Raw genomic sequence first — 21,461 nt, 5'->3', positions numbered from 1 at the left:
CACGCTCCAGGAGTTCATAAAAGGCCGCAATGCGGCCTTTTTCTTATCTTTACAATCCGTCAACAATTAACGCTGACGCTGCAATCAAAGATATTCCACCTTGATGATTTCGTACTCCACTTCGCCGCCAGGGGTGCGAATGACAACCACATCATCCTGCTCTTTCCCCACCAGGCCGCGTGCGATAGGCGAGTTCACCGAGATAAGATTCTGCTTAAAGTCGGCTTCGTCATCGCCAACGATGCGGTAGGTTTGCTCTTCGTCGTTATCCAGGTTCAGCACGGTCACCGTGGAACCGAAAATGACGCGGCCATTTTTCGGCATTTTGGAGATATCGATAACCTGCGCATTCGACAGTTTCGCTTCGATATCTTTAATGCGGCCTTCACAAAAGCCCTGCTGCTCACGCGCCGCGTGGTATTCAGCGTTCTCTTTGAGATCGCCATGTTCGCGGGCGTCCGCAATAGCGGCGATGATTTCAGGGCGACGAACGGTTTTTAAAAACTCCAGCTCTTCGCGCAGTTTTTCTGCACCACGTAGGGTCATCGGAATAGCTTGCATTTGTTATACCTCTTAAACATTCCTGTTAGGAGTAGTCCCCCACCCCGTCAGCGTTACCTCCCCGCATTCAGGCGTAAACAGCCGGGCAGGAGCAAAAGAAAACTGACCCGGAGACAAAGCCCCAGGTCAGCGCAATTTTTCAATTTGATACGTATTTTAACCGGAAGTTCACCGTGGGTCATCGTTTACTTTCCGGTTCGATGCGCCGTAGTATGTCGGCCTGTTTCCAGCTTGTTAGCGCGAGATTATGCGATTTCCCAGCTTTATCATCGGATTGTCCACCAGTATAGCCCTGAATGTTCAGGCCGCGAATGTCAACGAGTACATCAACCAGCTTCCGGATGGTGCCAACCTGGCGTTGATGGTGCAGAAGGTCGGCGCCGAGGCTCCCGAAATTGATTACCACGCCAAACAGATGGCGTTGCCAGCGAGTACGCAAAAAGTGATCACCGCGCTGGCTGCACTCTTACAACTGGGGCCGGACTTTCGCTTTACAACCACGCTGGAAAGCAAAGGTTCTGTCGATGGCGGTACGCTTAAAGGCGACTTAATTGCACGATTTGGCGGCGATCCGACGCTAAAACGTCAGGATATTCGCAATATGGTCGCAACGCTTAAAAAGTCAGGCGTGCAAAAAATCGATGGCAACGTGCTCATCGATACCTCGATCTTCGCCAGTCATGACAAAGCGCCGGGCTGGCCGTGGAACGATATGACGCAGTGCTTTAGTGCGCCGCCCGCCGCCGCCATCATCGATCGCAACTGTTTCTCCATTTCGCTGTATAGCGCGCAAAACGCCGGTGATTTGGCCTATATACGTGTCGCCTCTTACTATCCGGTGAACATGTTCAGCCAGGTACGCACCCTGGCGCGCGGGTCGTCGGAAGCACAATATTGCGAACTGGATGTTGTGCCGGGCGATCTCAACCGGTTCACGTTAACAGGCTGTTTGCCTCAGCGCGCCGATCCGTTGCCGCTCGCCTTCGCCATACAGGATGGTGCCAGCTATGCAGGCGCTATTCTCAAGCAGGAGCTGACCCAGGCGGGCATTACCTATACCGGCACGCTGCTGCGCCAGACGCAGGTTAATCAGCCCGGTACCGTTATCGCCAGTAAACAATCCGCTCCGCTACACGATCTGCTGAAGATCATGCTGAAGAAGTCGGACAACATGATTGCGGATACCGTCTTTCGCATGATTGGCCATGCGCGCTTTGGCGTGCCGGGCACCTGGCGAGCGGGTTCGGATGCGGTGAGGCAGATCCTGCGCCAGCAGGCCGGGGTCGATCTGGGTAATACCATCATTGCGGATGGTTCCGGTCTGTCGCGCCATAATCTGCTGGCACCGGCGACCATGATGCAAGTGCTGCAATATATTGCTCAGCATGATACCGAGCTTAACTTCATCTCGATGCTGCCGCTGGCGGGCTATGATGGCTCGCTGCAATACCGGGCAGGGCTGCACGAAGCGGGCGTCGACGGTAAGGTATCGGCCAAAACAGGCTCGCTACAAGGCGTCTACAACCTGGCAGGCTTTATCACCACCGCCAGCGGTCAGCGAATGGCGTTTGTGCAGTATCTCTCGGGGTATGCGGTTGAACCCGCCGATCAGCGCAATCGCCGTATTCCGCTGGTGCGTTTCGAAAGCCGTCTCTACAAAGATATCTATCAGAACAACTAATAAAAAATGCCGGGAAGCATCATGCTGACCCGGCATTTTTTTTATCTCTTCTCCCCGCCTGAGCGGGGAGGAAGCAGAGATTAACGTTTGTAGATGAACTCGACGCCCTCTTCGTCGTCTTCGTCCCAGTCGTCATCCCACTCTTCGTCATCTTCTTCAGTCGCTTCGGCTTCTTCGAGTTGCTGGCGATGATAATCATCCCACATGAACTCGACTTTCTCCGGCTGCTGCTCTTCCTGCGCCTGCGCAATCGGGTTTTCGATGATGAAGGTCATCACGTCCCAGCACAGGTCTTTAACGCCCTGCTGGCTGGCAGCAGAGATCAGGTAGAACTTATCTTCCCAGCCCAGCGCTTCGGCAATCGCTTTCGCTTTCGCTTCTGCTTCGTCTTTATCCATCAGGTCGATCTTGTTAAATACCAGCCAGCGCGGCTTGGCAGCCAGCTTCTCGCTGTATTTTTCCAGCTCGCCAACGATGATACGGGCGTTTTCTGCCGGATCGGAACCGTCGATCGGATCGAGGTCGATGAGGTGCAGCAGCACGCGGCAGCGCTCAAGGTGTTTCAGGAAGCGGATACCGAGGCCAGCGCCATCAGCCGCGCCCTCAATCAGCCCAGGAATATCGGCAACCACGAAGCTCTTCTCATTGTCCATACGAACAACGCCCAGGCTCGGAACCAGCGTGGTAAACGGATAATCCGCCACTTTTGGTTTCGCTGCGGAAACCGCGCGGATAAAGGTGGATTTACCGGCATTCGGCATCCCCAGCATCCCGACATCTGCCAGCAGCATTAGCTCCAGCTGCAGATCGCGCTTATCGCCTGGCGTACCCATCGTTTTCTGACGTGGAGTACGGTTTACCGAGGATTTAAAACGGGTGTTGCCGAGACCGTGCCAGCCGCCTTTCGCGACCATCAGGCGCTGACCATGTTTGGTCATATCGCCCATAGTTTCGCCAGTGCCCTGGTCGATCACGCGCGTACCAACCGGTACTTTAACCGTAATATCTTTTCCGCGTTTACCGGTGCAATCACGGCTCTGGCCGTTCTGCCCACGTTCTGCGCGGAAAGATTTTTCAAAGCGGTAGTCGATCAGGGTATTAAGGTTTTCGTCCGCTTCCAGCCAGACATCACCGCCGTCGCCACCGTCGCCGCCATCAGGGCCGCCTTTCGGGATATACTTTTCGCGGCGGAAGCTTACGCAGCCGTTACCGCCATCACCCGCTACGACCAGAATCGTAGCTTCATCTACAAACTTCATTTTACTCTCCGTAACTCATTCGCCTGAGCGGGGCACAGTGACGACCACTTCACGACTACGCCTGCGTCCCAAAAGACGATGGCCAATAGCGGAAAACATCGCGCCCGCAACCACGACAAACGCACCGAGATAACCGACAAGGTTTAACATCGGTCTGGCGAAAACATCGGGCCAGGCCATTGATAACAAATCTGAGAAAAACAGTGTAAACAGCGGCGTTAAGGTAATTAACGCGCTTACCTGCGCCGCCTGCCAGCGCGCCATTGCTTCTGCCAGCGCGCCGTAGCCAACCAGCGTGTTGAGCCCGCAAAAAACCAGACAGGCCAGTTGCCAGTCGCTCAACTGGAGCACCACGGCGGGTTTCGCCAGTGGCAGCAGCGCAAGCGTACATAAAGTGTACAGCAAAAAGAGGATCTGCTGGGAGGCCAGACGACGCAGAAGAACTTTTTGCGCCACGCCGTAGCTTACCCACACCGTCGCCGCACCGACGCCGAAAATAACGCCCCAGGTGTAATCCGTCAGCCGGGTGAAGATCTCAATCAGGCTGGTGTTGAAAAACATCACCAGACCGCTTATCAGCATCAGCGCGCCAATCACCTGCGTGATACGCATCTTCTCTTTCAGGATAAAGACGCTGGCGACCATCATACCGACGGGCGAGAGCTGGCCAATCACCTGCGATGCGGTCGGGCTGACATACTGCAGAGAAGAGCTGAACAATATGAAGTTGCCAAACAACCCGCCGGTGGCGATTGCCAGCAGCAGCAGCCAGCGAGGCTTGCGGAAAATACGCAGCGGCGGCAGTTTTCGTTTCCAGGTCAGGATTAGGCCAAGACCAATACCCGCCATTAAAAAGCGATAAAAGACCACCGTCGGCGGCTCCATCACTTCCAGCACCTGCTTCATTGCAATCGGCAACGCTCCCCAGCACATCGCTGTTGTCAGCGCCAGGAGAATACCGATGCCCGCCTGCTGTTTCATACTTCTTCCCTGCCCGAATTTTGCCGGGCTTCTAATGTAAAAAGCCCCGCAACGTGTTGCGGGGCTTTCTTCCGTTACCGGGACGCGAAAAACTTATTCAGCAACGATGCTGATGAATTTACGGTTTTTCGGGCCTTTAACTTCGAACTTAACTTTACCGTCAGTCAAAGCGAACAGAGTGTGGTCACGGCCGCAACCTACGTTGGAACCAGCGTGGAATTTAGTACCACGTTGACGAACGATGATGCTACCTGCCAGAACTGCTTCACCGCCGAAGCGTTTTACGCCCAGACGTTTAGCTTCTGAATCGCGACCGTTACGAGTTGAGCCGCCAGCCTTTTTATGTGCCATTTAAATCTCTCCTCAGGTCTTAGGCGCTGATGCCAGTAATTTTCACATCAGTGAACCACTGACGATGGCCCTGCTGCTTACGGTAGTGTTTACGACGACGAAACTTAACGATTTTAACTTTCTCGCCACGACCATGAGCAACAACTTCAGCTTTGATTACGCCGCCATCAACGAAAGGAACGCCGATTTTGACTTCTTCACCGTTTGCGATCATCAGAACTTCAGCGAATTCAACAGATTCGCCAGTTGCGATGTCCAGCTTTTCCAGGCGAACGGTCTGACCTTCGCTTACTCGGTGTTGTTTACCACCACTTTGGAAAACCGCGTACATATAAAACTCCGCTTCCGCGCACCTATCCTGATTAATTCAGAGGGCGCTATAAATATTCACAATAGGGCGCGAATATTACGCAAATTGCGAGCCGTTGACAAGTGTGATCGTCACTCCTCGCAGAAAAAAAACACAACGTGTAAGGTAACGTTTATCTGGCGCGTTTTTTCAGTACAATCGACAATACTATTCAAACCCGTAACCCTTTGTTATCCCACTTTTGATATGTGGTAAACAGGACTGAAAGCCCGGCTTTTGCGATGAATTTAGAAAAAATCAATGAGTTAACCGCGCAAGATATGGCGGGTGTGAACGCGACGATTCTGCAACAACTCAACTCGGATGTGAAATTAATCAACCAGTTGGGTTATTACATCGTAAGCGGCGGCGGCAAACGCATACGTCCGATGATCGCTGTACTGGCGGCGCGCGCAGTTGGCTATGAAGGCAACGCGCATGTCACCATCGCTGCATTAATCGAATTTATCCACACAGCAACCCTCCTCCACGACGACGTTGTGGATGAATCAGATATGCGCCGCGGCAAGGCAACGGCGAACGCCGCATTTGGTAATGCCGCCAGCGTCCTGGTCGGGGATTTTATCTATACCCGTGCATTCCAGATGATGACCAGCCTCGGCTCGCTGAAGGTGCTGGAGGTGATGTCAGAAGCGGTAAACGTGATTGCAGAAGGCGAAGTGCTGCAATTGATGAACGTCAATGACCCGAACATTACCGAAGAGAACTACATGCGCGTGATTTACAGCAAAACCGCGCGCCTGTTCGAAGCGGCTGCCCAGTGTTCCGGTTTACTGGCGGGCTGTTCGGAGGCACAGGAGAAGGGGCTGCAGGATTATGGCCGCTACCTGGGCACCGCCTTCCAGCTGATTGACGATCTGCTCGATTACAGCGCGGATGGTGAAACGCTGGGTAAAAATACTGGCGATGATCTTAACGAAGGCAAGCCGACGCTGCCGCTGCTGCATGCGATGCATAACGGTACGCCTGAGCAGGCACAGATGATCCGCGAAGCAATTGAACAGGGAAGCGGACGTCATCTTCTGGAACCGGTTCTGGAAGCAATGGCGCAGTGCGGGTCGCTGGAGTGGACGCGCCGTCGTGCCGAAGAAGAGGCGGATAAAGCCATCGCCGCGCTGCAGGTTCTCCCTCACTCTGAGTGGCGCGACGCCCTCATTGCCCTCGCCCACATCGCCGTTCAGCGCGATCGTTAAACTCTCTGTTTCCCGCGATTTATCGCGGGAAAGTTCCAATAAGCTCTAATAACATCTATTTTGAGGTGCCGAATCCTTGCGGCGCAAGCCTTGGCATAATCTGAAAACACAACAACCTCCCTGAACTTTTTAGAACAAATATTCCCATGTGCGTATAGTAATCTGCGTTGTTGGCGAACGATGGTTGAAACCGATTCTCATCAGGGAGATGTTATGGAAACGAAATATACCGACTGGCATCAAGCCGATATCATTGCCGGGCTGCGAAAGAAGGGGACGTCGCTGGCGGCTGAATCTCGAAAAAATGGCTTGAGTTCATCCACCCTCGCCAATGCACTGACCCGGCCCTGGCCGAAGGGTGAGTTGATTATTGCCCGGGCGCTGGATACCGATCCCTGGGTTATATGGCCCTCGCGTTACCACGATCCCATCACGCACGCGTTTCTTGATAAAACGAAGTTCATCAGGAAAAAACGCAGTGAAGCGTGAAAATTTTGCAGATAAAAAAAGGGAGCTTTCGCTCCCTTTATTAACGGCATAAAGGTTATTCGCCCTTCACACGCTCAATCTTCGCGCCCAGCGCGCTGAGCTTATCTTCAATACGCTCATAACCACGATCGATGTGGTAAATGCGATCGACATAAGTCGTCCCTTCCGCAATACAGCCTGCCAGCACGAGGCTCGCCGATGCACGCAAATCGGTCGCCATCACCTGCGCGCCGGAGAGCTTCTCTACGCCGTGGCAAATCGCGGTGTTGCTCTCAATCTCTGCATGAGCGCCCATACGAATCAGCTCAGGGATGTGCATGAAGCGGTTCTCGAAGATGGTTTCGGTGATCACACCGGTACCCTCGGCCACCAGGTTCAGCAGCGTGAACTGCGCCTGCATATCTGTCGGGAAGCCCGGATGCGGCGCGGTGCGCACGTTAACGGCTTTCGGACGTTTACCGTGCATATCGAGGCTAATCCAGTCTTCGCCCAGTTCAATATCCGCACCCGCGTCACGCAGTTTAGCCAGCACGGCATCCAGCGTATCCGGCTGGGCGTTGCGGCAAACAATTTTTCCACCAGAGATGGCGGCTGCCACCAGGAAGGTCCCGGTTTCGATACGGTCCGGCAACACGCGATAAACGCCGCCGCCAAGGCGCTCTACGCCCTCGATGGTAATGCGGTCAGTGCCCATGCCGGTAATTTTGGCACCGAGCGTATTGAGGAAGTTGGCGGTATCGACAATTTCCGGCTCGCGCGCGGCGTTTTCGATAATGGTGGTGCCTTCAGCCAGCGTCGCGGCGGACATAATTGTCACCGTCGCGCCAACGCTCACTTTGTCCATCACAATGTGCGCGCCCTTCAGGCGACCGTCGACAGAGGCTTTAACGTAGCCCTCTTCCAGCTTAATCTCCGCGCCCAGCTGCTCAAGGCCGGTGATATGCAGATCGACCGGACGCGCGCCAATCGCGCAACCGCCCGGGAGTGAAACCTGACCCTGGCCGAAACGGGCAACCAGCGGACCCAGCGCCCAAATCGAGGCGCGCATGGTTTTCACCAGGTCGTAAGGCGCACAGAAGACGTTCACCTTGCTGGCATCGATCCACACCGAGCCATTACGCTCAATTTTGGTGCCCAGCTGGCTCAGCAGCTTGATGGTCGTGTCGATATCTTTCAGTTTCGGCACGTTGCGGATTTCGACCGGCTCTTCGGCCAGCAGCGCGGCGAAAAGAATCGGCAGTGCGGCGTTTTTGGCACCTGAAATTGTCACTTCGCCCTGGAGACGCGTTGGCCCCTGTACACGAAACTTATCCATTTATCTGATCTCTGTTAAGAATTCACACGCGCGGCGGATCATACCGCCTGCGCTCAAAAGCCGTTAAGTTTGCGATCGCGCGCCCATTCTTGCGGCGTATACGCTTTGATCGACAGGGCATGAATGCGGTTATCCGCAATGTACTCCATCAGCGGGCCATAAATGGTTTGCTGCTTCTTGACCCGGCTCATGCCGTCAAAAACTTCACCCACAGCGACAACCTGAAAGTGGCTGCCATCGCCAGTGACGTGGGCTTCCTGGAGAGAGAGTGCTTCCATCAGCACGGTCTGGATTTCATGATTTTCCATGGGCGTAAATATCATCTAAAAGTGAAAACAGTCACACATCTTAGAGGAAAGTGCGACGGTCTTAAATAAGCAAAAAGCCCCATCCACTCTCTGGACGGGGCTTTAAATAGTAACGTATTGAAAAAATTAGCGTGGCAAGGCACTTTGCGGCAAGTTATAAAGCGCCGCGAGAGTGCTCACATTCTCACTTACGCCCAGCAGCGTTACCTCCGCACCCTGCTTTTTACCCAGCTCAACCAGATGAACCAGCAGCGCGACGCCCGCGGTATCAACCCGTGTTACGCCCTGCAGATCGATGATGGTTACCCCTTTCATCGCCTCTGCGCGCGCGTCCCATAAAGGATTTAACAAGTCCTGATCCAGCTCGCCCAGCAGCGCCAGGCGTTCGCCGTCACGAGACCAGCTTAGCTGCTGGGTCATTGTTTCTTCTCGTCCAGGGTAATTTTCTGGCGGGAGATAGATTGCAGCTCAGCGGTCAGGCCATCGATGCCTTTGGTACGCAGCAGATCGCTCCACTCATTCTGCTTGGTGGTGATCATGCTTACGCCTTCGGCGATCATGTCATAAGCCTGCCAGTTCCCGGTCTGGCTATTTTTACGCCACTGGAAATCCAGGCGTACCGGCGGACGACCGTTCGGATCGACGATGGTTACGCGGATCGGCACGATGGTGGCATCGCCCAGCGGCTGTTCCGGGGCAATCTGGTAAGTCTGGCCGTGATAGAGCGCCAGCGCCTGACCGTATGCCTGCTTCAGATATTCACGGAACGCCTTGAAGTAGGCATCACGCTGCGCAGGGGTCGCTTCTTTGTAGTAACGGCCCAGCACCAGCGCGCCGGCATATTTTACCTGAACGTAGGGCAGCAGCTCCTGATCGACCACCTCGCGCAGGTAATCCGGGTTTGCACGGATTTTCGGTTGTTCATTTTTAAGGCGATCGAAAGTCTGCTTCGCCGCCCCCTGCATTGCGGTGTACGGGTTGCTTTGATCAACAGCCAAAGCCGAGCTCAACGGTGCAACGACCAGCAGAGCAACCATCATGAGACGTTTAAACATTGCGTCACTTCTCCTCGTTAATGCGTCTGATCCGCAGACGGCGCAGGTTGAGTATTCCCTTCATTTTGCGCCGCCGCATCGCCTGAATTCTTATTGTCGCCGCCTTTACTGTTGTAAAGGAACTGACCAATGAGATCTTCCAGCACCATCGCGGACTTGGTGTCCTGAATCGTGCTGCCTTCCTTAAGCATAGATGTTCCCATCTCGGGATCGTCAAACCCGACGTTCAACGCCAGATATTGTTCGCCCAGCAGGCCAGATGTGCGGATCGCCAGCGAACTGGTATCCGGGATCTGGTTGTAACGCTCTTCGATATCCAGCGTCACGCGCGGCAGGTAAGTTTTCGGGTCGAGAGAGATATCCGATACGCGCCCAATCACTACCCCGCCGATACGCACCGGCGAATTGGCTTTCAGGCCGCCGATATTGTCAAAGGTGGCATAAACGCGGTACGTCGGTTCTGTACGCATCGAGGCGACATCTGCCGCTTTCAGGCAGATAAAGAGCCCCGCCAGTAACGCCAGCAGAAGAAACAGGCCGACCCAAATTTCACTTTTTTTCGTTTGCATGAACTCAATTCCCAAACATCAATGCGGTGAGCACAAAATCCAGACCGAGAACGGCCAGCGAGGAGTGCACAACGGTGCGTGTTGTCGCGCGGCTGATCCCGGCCGAAGTCGGGATCGCATCGTAACCGTTAAACAGCGCAATCCAGGTCACGGTGATAGCAAAGACCACGCTTTTAATCAGACAGTTAACCAGATCCATTCGCAGGTCGACGGCGTTCTGCATCGCAGTCCAGAAGAAGCCGCTGTCGATCCCTTTCCAGTTAACGCCCACCAGCGAGCCGCCCCAGATACCAACCGCGACAAACATAACCGTCAGCAGCGGCAAAGAGATGACGCCGGCCCAGAAACGCGGCGAAATAACCCGACGTAAAGGATCGACCGCCATCATCTCGAGGCTGGAGAGCTGCTCGGTGGCGCGCATCAAGCCAATCTCTGCGGTGAGCGCCGAGCCTGCGCGTCCGGCAAACAGCAGCGCGGCAACAACCGGGCCTAACTCACGCAGCAGCGAGAGCGCCACCAGCATGCCGAGGCTCGTCTCCGCGCTGTAGGTGGTCAGCACAAGATAGCCCTGCAGCCCCAGCACCATGCCGATAAAGACGCCGGAGACGAGGATAATAACCATCGACAGCACACCGACGTTATAGAGCTGGCGGATCAGCAGCGGCGCGTGTTTGCGAAACTCCGGCTTGCCAACCAGGGCGTTGAACAGCATTAACCCGGCACGCCCGAACGTCGCGATCGTTTTGATCCCACGATGGCCAAGCGCAGCCAGTGCATTTAACAGCATGAGTGTATTAACTCCCTGTTTCTAAAAGATCGCGCTGGTAATCACCAGCAGGATAGCGGAACGGAACCGGCCCGTCGGCAATGCCATCAAGGAACTGACGGACGCGAGGATCGCTATTCTCCTGCAACCCCTGCGCGCTGCCGTGGGCGACAATTTTCCGGTCCGCCACAATATAGGCGTAATCCGCGATGCTCAACACCTCCGGCACATCATGGGATACAACGATACAAGTGACGCCCAGCGCGTTGTTCAGCTCAGAGATAAGCTTTACCAGCACCCCCATGGTAATGGGATCCTGGCCGACGAAGGGCTCATCAAACATGATCAGATCCGGCTCCAGCGCGATCGCACGCGCCAGCGCTGCACGCCGCGCCATACCGCCAGAGAGTTCGGAGGGCATCAATTTTGCCGCACCGCGCAGCCCGACCGCTTCGAGCTTCATCATCACCGTGCTGTGCAACAGCGCCGGTGGCAAAGTGGTATGTTCGCGCAGCGGATAGGCGACGTTATCGAACACATTCATATCGGTGAAGAGCGCGCCGGACTGAAAGAGCATGCTCATTCTTTTGCGCACCGTGAAGAGGCGTGAACGCGACATGGCCGGCACGTTTTCGCCATCAAATAAGATTTCGCCGCTATCGGGCGGGATCTGCCCGCCAATCAGGCGCAGTAAGGTGGTTTTACCGATCCCTGACGGCCCCATAATGGCGGTAATCTTCCCGCGCGGCACGGTCAGTGAAATATTGTCGAAGATCGGGCGGCTGCCTCGGGAGAAGCTGACGCCACGAACATCGACCAAATTCGCCACTGTCTGGCTCATTTCCTCTTCCTTATCACCCTGTGGGCCGCAAGCATTACGCTTGATATCATCACGAACCCAGCATTTTTACAGAATATTACCCGCCCAGGTTAGCGAAAGCTGGCATTTGTTTTACTTTTGAGCCGCATAAAGTCAAAATTAGGAATCATTACGCTACGCGTAAGTTCCGGTTTTAACCCGGTATAGCAGCCTGTGAAACGGCGAAATTATACCTGAAGAAAGGACGTTAGATGCTCTTAGCGACGGCGCTATTGATAATTGGTTTACTTCTTGTGGTCTACAGTGCCGATCGTCTGGTGTTTGCCGCCTCCATTCTTTGCCGCGCTCTCGGTATTCCGCCATTAATTATTGGTATGACGGTGGTCAGTATTGGCACCTCGCTACCGGAAATCATCACCTCTGTTGCCGCCTCGCTGCATGGCCAGCTTGATCTCGCTATCGGCACCGCCATCGGATCGAACATCACCAATATCCTGCTGATCCTTGGCGTTGCTGCGCTGTTACACCCTTTTACCGTGCATTCCGATATTCTGCGCCGTGAATTGCCGTTAACCTTAGTAGCTAGCCTGCTGGCGGGCGTCGTGCTGTATGATGGGCAGCTTACGCCCGTAGACGGCATCTTTTTACTGTTATTAGCCGTGCTATGGCTGGTGTTCATTGTTAAAATCGCCCGTCTGGCCGAACGCCAGGGTAATGATAGCCTGACGCGCGAGCAGCTGGCCGAGCTGCCGCGAGAAGGAAGTGTGTCAGTTGCCTGCCTCTGGCTGGGCGTGGCGCTGATTATCATGCCGATGGCGACGCGCATGGTGGTGGATAACGCCACCGTGGTGGCGAACTTCTTCGCCATTAGCGAACTGACTATCGGCCTGACGGTTATCGCCATCGGTACCGGCCTTCCTGAGCTTGCCACCGCCATCGCCGGCGCGCGCAAAGGGGAAGACGATATCGCCATCGGCAACCTTATCGGCTCCAACATTTTTAATATCGCGATCGTGCTTGGCTTGCCGGCACTGATTGCGCCAGGCAGCTTTAACCCGATGGCGTTCACACGCGACTACGGGGTAATGGTGCTGGTCAGCGCCCTTTTCGCGCTTATCTGCTGGCGACGCAAGCAGATCGGTCGTGGCATCGGGGGGCTGTTGTTCGGTGGATTTATCATATGGCTGGCGATGCTCTACTGGCTGTCGCCGCTTTTGACGGGATAATCGGATACGCACTATGTCGCAAATAGATTTGCAGCCGGGTTTTGACTTTCAACAAGCCGGCAAAGAAGTTCTGGCGATTGAACGTGAAGGCCTCGCACAGCTGGATCAGTACATTAATGAAGATTTCACCCGCGCATGCGAAAGCATCGCTTATTGTGCTGGCAAAGTCGTGGTGATGGGCATGGGCAAATCGGGCCATATCGGCCGGAAAATGGCGGCGACCTTTGCCAGTACCGGCACGCCCGCGTTTTTCGTCCATCCCGGTGAAGCCGCGCACGGCGATTTGGGTATGGTCAGCCCGCAGGATGTCGTGATTGCGCTGTCGAACTCCGGTGAGTCCAACGAGATCCTCGCACTGATCCCGGTGCTGAAGCGCCTCAAGGTCGCGCTGATTTGCATGACCAGCCGCCCTGAGAGCAGCATGGCGCGCGCGGCGGATATTCATTTATGCGTAAAAGTGCCGAAAGAGGCCTGCCCGCTGGGCCTGGCACCAACCTCCAGCACCACCGCAGCGCTGGTAATGGGCGATGCGCTGGCGGTGGCGCTGCTGAAAGCGCGCGGCTTTACCGCTGAAGATTTTGCCCTCTCCCATCCGGGCGGCGCGCTGGGCCGTAAACTGCTGCTGCGTGTGAATGACATCATGCACACCGGGGATGAGATCCCGCACGTCAGCAAAGAGGCCAGCCTGCGTGATGCGTTACTGGAGATCACGCGGAAGAATTTAGGTATGACGGTGATCTGCGACGATCTGATGAAGATCGAAGGTATCTTTACCGATGGTGACCTGCGTCGGGTGTTTGATATGGGTGCCGATGTGCGCAGCCTCGGCATCACCGATGTGATGACGCCAGGCGGCGTGCGCGTACGTCCCAATACGCTGGCGGTCGATGCCCTGAACCTGATGCAATCCCGTCACATTACCTGCGTACTGGTTGCCGATGGTGAGCAGTTACTGGGTGTGTTACATATGCATGACTTACTGCGCGCGGGCGTGGTGTAAAGAAGGACACAAGAATGAGTAATGCTGGCGCGTCGCTTGCCACCTGCTATGGGCCGGTAAGCACGCAAGTCATGGAGAAAGCCGCGAAGATTCGCCTGCTGATCCTCGATGTGGATGGCGTGCTGTCCGACGGGCTCATCTATATGGGCAATAATGGCGAAGAGCTAAAAGCGTTCAATGTCCGTGACGGTTACGGCATTCGCAGCGCCCTCACCTCCGGTATTGAGATGGCGATCATTACCGGGCGTAACGCTAAACTGGTAGAAGATCGCTGTGAGACGCTGGGCATCACGCATCTCTACCAGGGGCAATCCGACAAAATGATCGCCTACCGGGAACTGCTTGCCCGCCTCGATTTGACCGCCGATCAGGTTGCCTATATCGGCGACGATTTGATCGACTGGCCGGTAATGGCGGAGATTGGCCTGAGCGTTGCCGTTGCCGATGCGCACCCGCTGCTCAGCGCGCGCGCCGATTACGTGACGCGGATTAACGGCGGTCGCGGCGCGGTGCGTGAAGTGTGTGACTTACTGCTGCTGGCACAGGGCAAGCTGGATGAAGCCAAAGGGCAATCAATATGAGTAAAACCAGACGTTGGGTCATTATTCTGCTGGCGCTGGTCGCACTGGTTCTGATTGGTATTAACTTCACCACTCAGGATGCGCCGGAACAGAGCGCCGCAAACAGTTCAGATCCGACTTATAAAAGCCAACATACGGATACTGTCGTTTACAGTCCGGAAGGCGCGCTGAACTATCGCCTGATCGCGCAAAATGTGGAGTACTACTCCGCCGATAGCATCAGTTGGTTTGCCAAACCCGTGTTAACCACCTTCGATGAGAACAAAATACCGACCTGGTCTATCAAGTCGGATAAAGCAAAGCTCACCGACGACAAAATGCTTTACCTCTATGGACATGTCGAAGTTAACGCACTGACTGCGGACGCACAATTACGCAAAATCACCACGGATAACGCCCGGATCAACCTGGTCACCCAGGATGTTTTCTCAGACGATCAGGTTACGTTATACGGAACAACATTTAATTCCACCGGCCTGAAAATGCGCGGCAATTTACGCAGCAAAAACGCCGAGCTGATTGAAAAGGTTAGAAGCTCCTATGAAATTCAAAACAAACAAACGCAGCCTTAATCTTCTCCTGGCGGGTACGCTCTTCGCTGCCGCGCTTCCGGCGCTCGCTGTGACCGGGGATACCGAACAACCGATTCACATCGACTCCGATCAGCAGTCGCTGGATATGCAGGGGAATGTTGTCACCTTCACCGGCAATGTCGTCGTGACGCAGGGGACCATTAAGATCAACGCCGATAAGGTCGTGGTCACCCGCCCGGGCGGCCAGCAGGGCAGAGAGATTATCGACGGTTACGGTAATCCGGCCACCTTCTACCAGATGCAGGACAACGGCAAGCCGGTGAAAGGCCACGCCTCGCAGATGCACTACGAACTGGAAAAAGATTTCGTCATCCTGACCGGTAACGCCTATCTCGAGCAGTTAGACAGCAATATTGCTGGCGACAAAATCACCTACCTGGTGAAAGAGCAGAAGATGCAAGCGTTCAGCGACAAAGGCAAGCGCGTAACAACCGTGCTGGTACCGTCGCAGTTGCAGGACAAGAGCAATAAATCCGCCCCGGCCCCGGCGCAAAAGAAGAGTAACTAATCCGTTATGGCAACATTAACTGCAAAGAATCTCGCCAAGGCTTATAAAGGCCGTCGCGTGGTCGAAGACGTCAGTCTGACCGTTAATTCCGGTGAAATCGTCGGCTTGCTTGGCCCTAACGGCGCAGGGAAAACCACCACCTTCTATATGGTGGTCGGGATTGTCGCGCGCGATGCCGGCAACATCATTATTGATGATGAAGATATCAGCCTGCTGCCGCTGCATGCGCGCGCGCGCCGCGGCATCGGCTATCTGCCGCAGGAAGCTTCCATCTTCCGCCGCCTCAGCGTCTACGACAACCTGATGGCAGTGCTGCAAATTCGTGACGATCTCACCGCGGAACAGCGTGAAGACCGCGCCAATGAGCTGATGGAAGAGTTCCACATCGATCACCTGCGCGACAGCATGGGTCAGGCGCTCTCCGGCGGTGAACGTCGCCGCGTCGAGATTGCCCGCGCGCTGGCGGCAAACCCGAAATTTATCCTGCTCGATGAACCCTTTGCGGGCGTTGACCCGATCTCGGTTATCGACATCAAACGCATTATCGAGCATCTGCGCGACAGCGGGCTTGGGGTGCTGATTACCGACCACAACGTGCGCGAAACGCTAGCCGTGTGTGAGCGCGCCTATATTGTCAGCCAGGGACATCTCATCGCCCACGGCACGCCGCAGCAAATCCTTGAAGACGAACATGTTAAGCGCGTATATCTTGGGGAAGACTTCAGACTCTGATAGGGTAAGGTTTATTGACATTTTTTGTCGGAGAGTGCTGCTCTGAATATGAAGCAAGGTTTGCAACTACGGCTTAGCCAACAGCTAGCCATGACGCCGCAACTGCAACAGGCCATTCGCCTTTTGCAGTTGTCCACGTTGGAACTTCAGCAGGAACTTCAGCAGGCGCTGGAGAGCAACCCACTGCTGGAACAAACCGATCTTCACGAAGAAGTGGATAGCGAACAGGTTCAGGAAAAAGATGGCCTGGACACCGCGGATGCGCTTGAACAGAAAGAGATGCCCGACGAACTGCCGCTCGATGCCAGCTGGGATGAGATCTACACCGCAGGCACCCCGTCAGGCAGCAGTAACGATTACATTGATGATGAACTGCCGATCTACCAGGGCGAAACCACACAGTCGCTACAGGATTACCTGATGTGGCAGGTTGAGCTGACGCCCTTCTCCGATACGGATCGCGCCATTGCGACGTCGATCGTTGATGCCGTGGACGAAACCGGCTATCTCACCGTGACGCTGGAGGAGATCCTCGAGAGCATGGGGAACGACGAGATCGGCATGGATGAAGTGGAAGCGGTGCTAAAGCGCGTTCAGCGTTTCGATCCCGTTGGCGTTGCCGCGCGCGATCTGCGCGACTGCCTGCTGGTTCAGCTCTCCCAGTTCGCGAAAGCGACGCCGTGGTGCGAAGAGGCCCGGCTGATTATCTGCGATCATCTCGATCTGCTGGCCAATCACGACTTCCGCTCGTTGATGCGCGTGACGCGTCTGAAAGAGGATGTGCTGAAAGAGGCGGTGAATCTGATCCAGTCCCTCGATCCGCGCCCCGGTCAGTCGATCCAGACCAGCGAGCCGGAGTATGTGATCCCCGATGTGCTGGTGCGCAAGCACACCGGGCGCTGGACGGTGGAGCTTAACGCCGACAGCATTCCGCGTCTTAAGATCAACCAGCAGTATGCAGCGATGGGCAGCGGCGGGCGTAACGACGCCGATACGCAGTTCATTCGCAGTAATTTGCAGGAAGCGAAGTGGTTGATCAAAAGCCTGGAGAGCCGCAACGACACGCTGCTGCGCGTCAGCCGCTGCATCGTCGAGCAGCAGCAGGCGTTCTTTGAGCAGGGCGAAGAATTTATGAAACCGATGGTGCTGGCGGATATCGCCCAGGCCGTCGAGATGCACGAGTCGACCATCTCTCGTGTGACCACCCAGAAGTACCTGCACAGTCCTCGCGGCATTTTTGAACTGAAGTATTTCTTCTCCAGCCATGTGAATACCGAAGGCGGCGGCGAAGCCTCCTCCACGGCTATTCGCGCACTGGTGAAGAAGTTGATCGCCGCGGAAAACCCTGCAAAACCGCTGAGCGACAGTAAGCTGACGACGCTGCTTTCCAATCAGGGAATCATGGTCGCGCGGCGAACCGTTGCGAAGTATCGAGAATCTTTATCCATTCCGCCGTCTAACCAGCGTAAACAGCTGGTGTGACCCAACCGATAAGGAAGACACTATGCAGCTAAACATCACCGGACAAAACGTTGAGATTACCGATGCCCTGCGCGAGTTTGTAAACAGCAAATTTGCCAAGCTGGAGCACTATTTCGACAGGATTAATCAGGTTTATGTTGTGTTGAAAGTGGAAAAGGTGACGCACATTTCAGATGCCACGCTGCATGTGAATGGAGGCGAGCTGCATGCCAGTGCGGAAGGACAAGATATGTATGCTGCTATTGACGGTTTAATTGATAAACTGGCGCGGCAGCTCACGAAGCATAAAGATAAACTGAAACAACACTAATTGTCCGGGCGTCCGTCTGGCGCGTTGCACCCGACCGCAACCCGGTTGGGTGCTGGCTCCGGCGTCGCTTAGGTGAAATTATGATGAATAACGATTCGGCTCTTCAACTGAGCACAGTACTTAACCAGGAATGCACCCGTAGCGGCGTTCACTGCCAGAGTAAAAAACGCGCGCTGGAAATTATCAGCGAGCTGGCGGCGAAACAGTTAGGTCTGCCGCCGCAGGTGGTCTTCGAGGCGGTTCTTACACGTGAAAAGATGGGCAGTACCGGTATTGGTAACGGTATCGCCATTCCTCACGGCAAGCTCGAGGAAGATACACTGCGCGCCGTCGGCGTGTTTGTGCAACTCGAAACGCCTATTGCCTTCGACGCTATCGATAATCAACCCGTCGATCTGCTCTTTGCCCTGCTGGTGCCGGCAGATCAGACCAAAACGCATCTGCACACCCTTTCGCTGGTCGCCAAACGGCTGGCGGATAAAACCATTTGTCGACGCCTGCGCGGCGCGCAGAGTGATGAAGAGCTGTATGAGATCATCACGCAGACAGAAGGCGAGCGCGGCGATGCGTAACCGGGTAAGACTCTACTTGTCAGTCGTTCTGAGGAGAAATGACCCATGGTCCTGATGATCGTCAGTGGTCGTTCGGGTTCAGGGAAATCCGTGGCGCTACGCGCACTGGAAGATATGGGTTTCTACTGTGTTGATAACCTGCCGGTTGTGCTGTTGCCGGAACTGGCGCAAACCCTCGCCGATCGCCAGATCTCTGCCGCCGTCAGTATCGATGTGCGCAATATGCCGGAGTCGCCGGAGATCTTTGAGCAGGCGATGAGCAATCTGCCGGAGGCGTTTTCGCCGCAGCTGCTCTTTTTAGATGCGGATCGCAACACCCTGATTCGCCGCTACAGCGACACGCGCCGCCTGCACCCGCTCTCAAGCAAAAACCTGTCACTGGAGAGCGCCATCGATGAAGAGAGCAATCTGCTTGAGCCGCTGCGTTCGCGTGCCGATCTGATTGTTGATACCTCAGAGATGTCGGTGCATGAGCTGGCAGAGATGCTGCGCACGCGCCTTTTAGGCAAACGCGAGCGCGAGCTGACCATGGTCTTCGAATCCTTCGGCTTCAAGCACGGCATTCCAATCGATGCTGATTACGTCTTTGACGTGCGCTTCCTGCCGAACCCGCACTGGGATCCGAAACTGCGTCCGATGACCGGCCTCGATAAGCCCGTCGCTGCATTCCTCGACAGGCACACCGAAGTGCATAACTTTATCTATCAGACGCGCAGTTACCTCGAGTTGTGGTTGCCGATGCTGGAGACCAATAACCGTAGCTACCTGACGGTGGCCATCGGTTGTACCGGGGGTAAACATCGCTCTGTCTATATCGCCGAACAGCTGGCGGACTACTTCCGCTCGCGCGGCAAAAACGTGCAGTCCCGTCACCGTACGCTGGAAAAACGCAAAACATGACCGTAAAACAAACCGTTGAGATCACCAATAAGCTGGGCATGCACGCGCGCCCGGCGATGAAACTGTTTGAACTGGTACAGGGCTTTGACGCGGAAGTGCTGCTGCGTAACGAAGAGGGAACCGAAGCGGAAGCCAGCAGCGTGATCGCTCTGCTGATGCTGGATTCCGCCAAAGGCCGACAGATTGAAGTCGAAGCCAGCGGCCCCCAGGAAGAGGAAGCGCTGGCCGCGGTGGTGGCGCTGTTTATCGCCGGGTTCGACGAAGAGTAATCAGTGCAGGTTGTTACTCTGCAAAAAGCCTTCGCCACCGAGCTGCTGCATCTGGCGCATGATCCACGCCTGACGGTTACGCACATAGCCTGAAGGCGCTGCCGCCTTATAACGAATCGGGTTCGGCAGCACCGCCGCCAGCAGCGCGGCTTCCGACATCGTCAGCCGGCTCGCGGGTTTATGAAAATAGCGCTGCGACGCCTCTTCCACACCAAATATGCCATCGCCAAACTCCGCAATATTCAGGTAGACCGTCAGGATGCGCCGTTTCGTCCACACCGCTTCCGTCGTCACCGTCAGCCCCGCTTCCAGCCCCTTTCGCAGCCAGCTTTTACCGTCCCACAAAAAGAGGTTTTTCACCGTCTGTTGCGACAGGGTCGAAGCGCCGCGAATGCGGTTCTCATGCTTTTCATTATGCGAAAGCGCTTTTTCGATCGCCTCCACATCTAATCCCCAGTGATCGGGAAAGCGCTGATCTTCAGCGGCAACCACCGCCAGTGCCATCCACGGCGAGATCTCATCCATGCTGACCCAGTCGGAGTGGGCGACATAGCTAAAGTCCCCGCTCAGCCACGCACTCAGTTGCCGCTCGACCATCACTGCGGAAAACGGCACCGGCATAAAGCTGAACAGTAGAATACCGCCGCCCCAGAAGGCCACCAGCACTAACAGAACACGCAGAAGAAGACGTTTCAGCGCGGTCTTCAGCGTACCGCGTCCGCCTCGCTTCATTCGCACAATACCAGCACGCGCGTCACCAGTTTCTCAATTCCTGTTGCCGCCTGGGCAATATCTTCCGCCAGCATATACGCCGGTGTGGTCACCACTTTGTTCTCTTCATCGACAACAATATCGTCCACCGGACACGGCACGTGCTCCGCGCCCATCTCTTCCAAAATTTCGGCGGTATCGACATCGGTTCCAATAGTGAGACGCAGCGGGAAGTCGAAAATTTTCGGCAGCATCGCCGGTGCAATGCACATAAAACCGAGCGGTTTTCCAGCCTCGTGCATCGCCAGCGCGAGGGTTTTCAGATCGTTATCCACCGCGCAGTCGCCGCCGAGGCTGGCAAAGCTGCTGAGGTTTTTCGCCGCGCCAAAGCCGCCGGGGACAATCAGCGCATCCAGATCGTTTACCGATGCCTGCGCCAGCGGCGCGATCTTGCCACGGGTAATGCGGGCGGCTTCCACCAGCACGTTACGACTTTCCGCCATGCTTTCGCCGGTGAGGTGATTGATGACATCACTCTGCGCTTTATCGGGCGCAAAACAGACGGCCTCTGCGCCGTTGCGGGCAAGCGCCAGCAGGGTAATTACCGCTTCGTGGATCTCGGAACCGTCATACACGCCAGACCCACTAAGAACAACGCCGACTCTTTTCATGCCAAACATCCTTTCTGCGAATTGCGGTCAATAACTAAAAATTTTGATAAGGGAGCCTTGCTTCACACATTTCACTGATTGCTGTAACAAATCATTTAAGATTTGCTATCTTATGTGCGTGTGGTCGAATTTTAATAGACTGCGCCCTTGCAATTAAAACCAAAAATTACGGCGCAGCCACGGTTTCC

28 protein-coding genes are annotated in these 21,461 nt (G+C 55.2%); 14 read left to right on the top strand and 14 right to left on the bottom strand.

What is annotated here, in order from left to right; all coding sequences use genetic code 11:
* Positions 1-84 precede the first annotated feature (84 nt).
* The gene (gene greA / locus EH164_RS02500; RefSeq protein WP_023480955.1) at positions 85-561 is read right to left on the bottom strand and encodes a transcription elongation factor GreA; all 477 of its coding nucleotides are present in this window, start codon (positions 559-561) and stop codon (positions 85-87) included.
* Positions 562-808: 247 nt separating this feature from the next.
* On the opposite strand from greA, the gene dacB reads away from it, so the two are divergent.
* The gene (gene dacB, locus EH164_RS02495) at positions 809-2,242 is read left to right on the top strand and encodes a serine-type D-Ala-D-Ala carboxypeptidase (RefSeq protein WP_124967185.1); all 1,434 of its coding nucleotides are present in this window, start codon (positions 809-811) and stop codon (positions 2,240-2,242) included.
* A gap of 80 nt (positions 2,243-2,322) precedes the next feature.
* Here dacB and cgtA read toward each other — a convergent pair whose 3' ends face one another.
* The 4 genes from cgtA to rplU form a co-directional block, all read right to left on the bottom strand.
* Entirely contained in the window at positions 2,323-3,501 is a 1,179-nt protein-coding gene (gene cgtA / locus EH164_RS02490; RefSeq protein WP_124967184.1) for an Obg family GTPase CgtA, read from the bottom strand.
* Between the two features lie 15 nt (positions 3,502-3,516).
* Positions 3,517-4,482 (bottom strand): DMT family transporter, encoded by a 966-nt coding sequence (locus EH164_RS02485; RefSeq protein WP_124967183.1) that lies wholly within the window; start codon positions 4,480-4,482, stop codon positions 3,517-3,519.
* 93 nt (positions 4,483-4,575) lie between these two features.
* Positions 4,576-4,833, bottom strand: coding sequence for a 50S ribosomal protein L27 (gene rpmA, locus EH164_RS02480; RefSeq protein WP_017457338.1), 258 nt, complete (start codon positions 4,831-4,833; stop codon positions 4,576-4,578).
* A gap of 19 nt (positions 4,834-4,852) precedes the next feature.
* Positions 4,853-5,164, bottom strand: coding sequence for a 50S ribosomal protein L21 (gene rplU / locus EH164_RS02475; RefSeq protein ID WP_003025032.1), 312 nt, complete (start codon positions 5,162-5,164; stop codon positions 4,853-4,855).
* 260 nt (positions 5,165-5,424) lie between these two features.
* On the opposite strand from rplU, the gene ispB reads away from it, so the two are divergent.
* On the top strand, positions 5,425-6,396 hold the full coding sequence (gene ispB, locus EH164_RS02470; protein WP_023481026.1) for an octaprenyl diphosphate synthase: 972 nt from the start codon (positions 5,425-5,427) through the stop codon (positions 6,394-6,396).
* Positions 6,397-6,609: 213 nt separating this feature from the next.
* Complete coding sequence (sfsB, locus tag EH164_RS02465) at positions 6,610-6,885, top strand: DNA-binding transcriptional regulator SfsB (protein ID WP_023481038.1); 276 nt, start codon at positions 6,610-6,612, stop codon at positions 6,883-6,885.
* 55 nt (positions 6,886-6,940) lie between these two features.
* Here sfsB and murA read toward each other — a convergent pair whose 3' ends face one another.
* From murA to mlaF, 7 genes are all read right to left on the bottom strand, one after another.
* On the bottom strand, positions 6,941-8,200 hold the full coding sequence (gene murA / locus EH164_RS02460; RefSeq protein ID WP_124967182.1) for a UDP-N-acetylglucosamine 1-carboxyvinyltransferase: 1,260 nt from the start codon (positions 8,198-8,200) through the stop codon (positions 6,941-6,943).
* Positions 8,201-8,253: 53 nt separating this feature from the next.
* Positions 8,254-8,508: a BolA family iron metabolism protein IbaG gene (ibaG, locus tag EH164_RS02455; protein ID WP_023480818.1), complete on the bottom strand. Its 255-nt coding sequence runs from the start codon at positions 8,506-8,508 to the stop codon at positions 8,254-8,256.
* Between the two features lie 126 nt (positions 8,509-8,634).
* Entirely contained in the window at positions 8,635-8,928 is a 294-nt protein-coding gene (mlaB, locus tag EH164_RS02450) for a lipid asymmetry maintenance protein MlaB (RefSeq protein WP_124967181.1), read from the bottom strand.
* Entirely contained in the window at positions 8,925-9,563 is a 639-nt protein-coding gene (mlaC, locus tag EH164_RS02445; RefSeq protein WP_023481036.1) for a phospholipid-binding protein MlaC, read from the bottom strand. The genes mlaB and mlaC overlap by 4 nt, the downstream gene beginning before the upstream one ends.
* Before the next feature lie 17 nt (positions 9,564-9,580).
* A complete protein-coding gene (gene mlaD, locus EH164_RS02440) occupies positions 9,581-10,132 on the bottom strand; it encodes an outer membrane lipid asymmetry maintenance protein MlaD (RefSeq protein WP_023480973.1) in 552 nt (183 codons plus the stop codon).
* 4 nt (positions 10,133-10,136) lie between these two features.
* The gene (mlaE, locus tag EH164_RS02435; protein WP_023480856.1) at positions 10,137-10,919 is read right to left on the bottom strand and encodes a lipid asymmetry maintenance ABC transporter permease subunit MlaE; all 783 of its coding nucleotides are present in this window, start codon (positions 10,917-10,919) and stop codon (positions 10,137-10,139) included.
* 7 nt (positions 10,920-10,926) lie between these two features.
* On the bottom strand, positions 10,927-11,739 hold the full coding sequence (mlaF, locus tag EH164_RS02430) for a phospholipid ABC transporter ATP-binding protein MlaF (protein ID WP_023481012.1): 813 nt from the start codon (positions 11,737-11,739) through the stop codon (positions 10,927-10,929).
* Between the two features lie 230 nt (positions 11,740-11,969).
* Between mlaF and EH164_RS02425 the strand changes: the two genes are divergently transcribed.
* The 11 genes from EH164_RS02425 (at position 11,970) to npr (ending at position 19,891) form a co-directional block, all read left to right on the top strand.
* Positions 11,970-12,944 carry a calcium/sodium antiporter gene (locus EH164_RS02425; protein ID WP_023480902.1) on the top strand — a complete coding sequence of 325 codons (975 nt, stop codon included), beginning with the start codon at positions 11,970-11,972 and terminating at the stop codon, positions 12,942-12,944.
* Positions 12,945-12,957: 13 nt separating this feature from the next.
* Positions 12,958-13,944, top strand: coding sequence for an arabinose-5-phosphate isomerase KdsD (kdsD, locus tag EH164_RS02420; protein WP_124967180.1), 987 nt, complete (start codon positions 12,958-12,960; stop codon positions 13,942-13,944).
* Between the two features lie 14 nt (positions 13,945-13,958).
* Complete coding sequence (kdsC, locus tag EH164_RS02415) at positions 13,959-14,525, top strand: 3-deoxy-manno-octulosonate-8-phosphatase KdsC (protein WP_023480796.1); 567 nt, start codon at positions 13,959-13,961, stop codon at positions 14,523-14,525.
* Positions 14,522-15,097 (top strand): LPS export ABC transporter periplasmic protein LptC, encoded by a 576-nt coding sequence (lptC, locus tag EH164_RS02410; protein ID WP_124967179.1) that lies wholly within the window; start codon positions 14,522-14,524, stop codon positions 15,095-15,097. Before kdsC ends, lptC begins: the two co-directional genes overlap by 4 nt.
* Positions 15,066-15,626: a lipopolysaccharide ABC transporter substrate-binding protein LptA gene (gene lptA / locus EH164_RS02405; protein WP_023481020.1), complete on the top strand. Its 561-nt coding sequence runs from the start codon at positions 15,066-15,068 to the stop codon at positions 15,624-15,626. Before lptC ends, lptA begins: the two co-directional genes overlap by 32 nt.
* A 6-nt stretch (positions 15,627-15,632) precedes the next feature.
* Positions 15,633-16,358, top strand: coding sequence for an LPS export ABC transporter ATP-binding protein (lptB, locus tag EH164_RS02400; RefSeq protein WP_023480831.1), 726 nt, complete (start codon positions 15,633-15,635; stop codon positions 16,356-16,358).
* A gap of 48 nt (positions 16,359-16,406) precedes the next feature.
* Entirely contained in the window at positions 16,407-17,840 is a 1,434-nt protein-coding gene (rpoN, locus tag EH164_RS02395; RefSeq protein WP_124967178.1) for an RNA polymerase factor sigma-54, read from the top strand.
* 22 nt (positions 17,841-17,862) lie between these two features.
* The gene (hpf, locus tag EH164_RS02390; protein ID WP_023480744.1) at positions 17,863-18,150 is read left to right on the top strand and encodes a ribosome hibernation promoting factor; all 288 of its coding nucleotides are present in this window, start codon (positions 17,863-17,865) and stop codon (positions 18,148-18,150) included.
* An 80-nt stretch (positions 18,151-18,230) separates the two neighbouring features.
* On the top strand, positions 18,231-18,722 hold the full coding sequence (gene ptsN, locus EH164_RS02385; RefSeq protein WP_023480947.1) for a PTS IIA-like nitrogen regulatory protein PtsN: 492 nt from the start codon (positions 18,231-18,233) through the stop codon (positions 18,720-18,722).
* A 45-nt stretch (positions 18,723-18,767) separates the two neighbouring features.
* Complete coding sequence (rapZ, locus tag EH164_RS02380; protein WP_023480906.1) at positions 18,768-19,622, top strand: RNase adapter RapZ; 855 nt, start codon at positions 18,768-18,770, stop codon at positions 19,620-19,622.
* A complete protein-coding gene (gene npr, locus EH164_RS02375; protein WP_023481048.1) occupies positions 19,619-19,891 on the top strand; it encodes a PTS phosphocarrier protein NPr in 273 nt (90 codons plus the stop codon). The genes rapZ and npr overlap by 4 nt, the downstream gene beginning before the upstream one ends.
* Here the strand turns inward: npr and mtgA are convergent, their stop codons facing one another.
* Together mtgA and elbB are read right to left on the bottom strand one after the other, a co-directional pair.
* A complete protein-coding gene (gene mtgA, locus EH164_RS02370; protein WP_124967177.1) occupies positions 19,892-20,623 on the bottom strand; it encodes a monofunctional biosynthetic peptidoglycan transglycosylase in 732 nt (243 codons plus the stop codon). It abuts the gene before it with no gap.
* Positions 20,620-21,273, bottom strand: coding sequence for an isoprenoid biosynthesis glyoxalase ElbB (elbB, locus tag EH164_RS02365; protein WP_124967176.1), 654 nt, complete (start codon positions 21,271-21,273; stop codon positions 20,620-20,622). Before elbB ends, mtgA begins: the two co-directional genes overlap by 4 nt.
* Between the last annotated feature and the right edge of the window lie 188 nt (positions 21,274-21,461).

Origin of the sequence: Kosakonia sp. CCTCC M2018092, assembly GCF_003864115.1 — a bacterium.
GTDB lineage: Bacteria > Pseudomonadota > Gammaproteobacteria > Enterobacterales > Enterobacteriaceae > Kosakonia > Kosakonia cowanii.
Note: the sequence above shows the minus strand (reverse complement) of the source record. Positions and strands in the feature narration are given on the sequence as shown.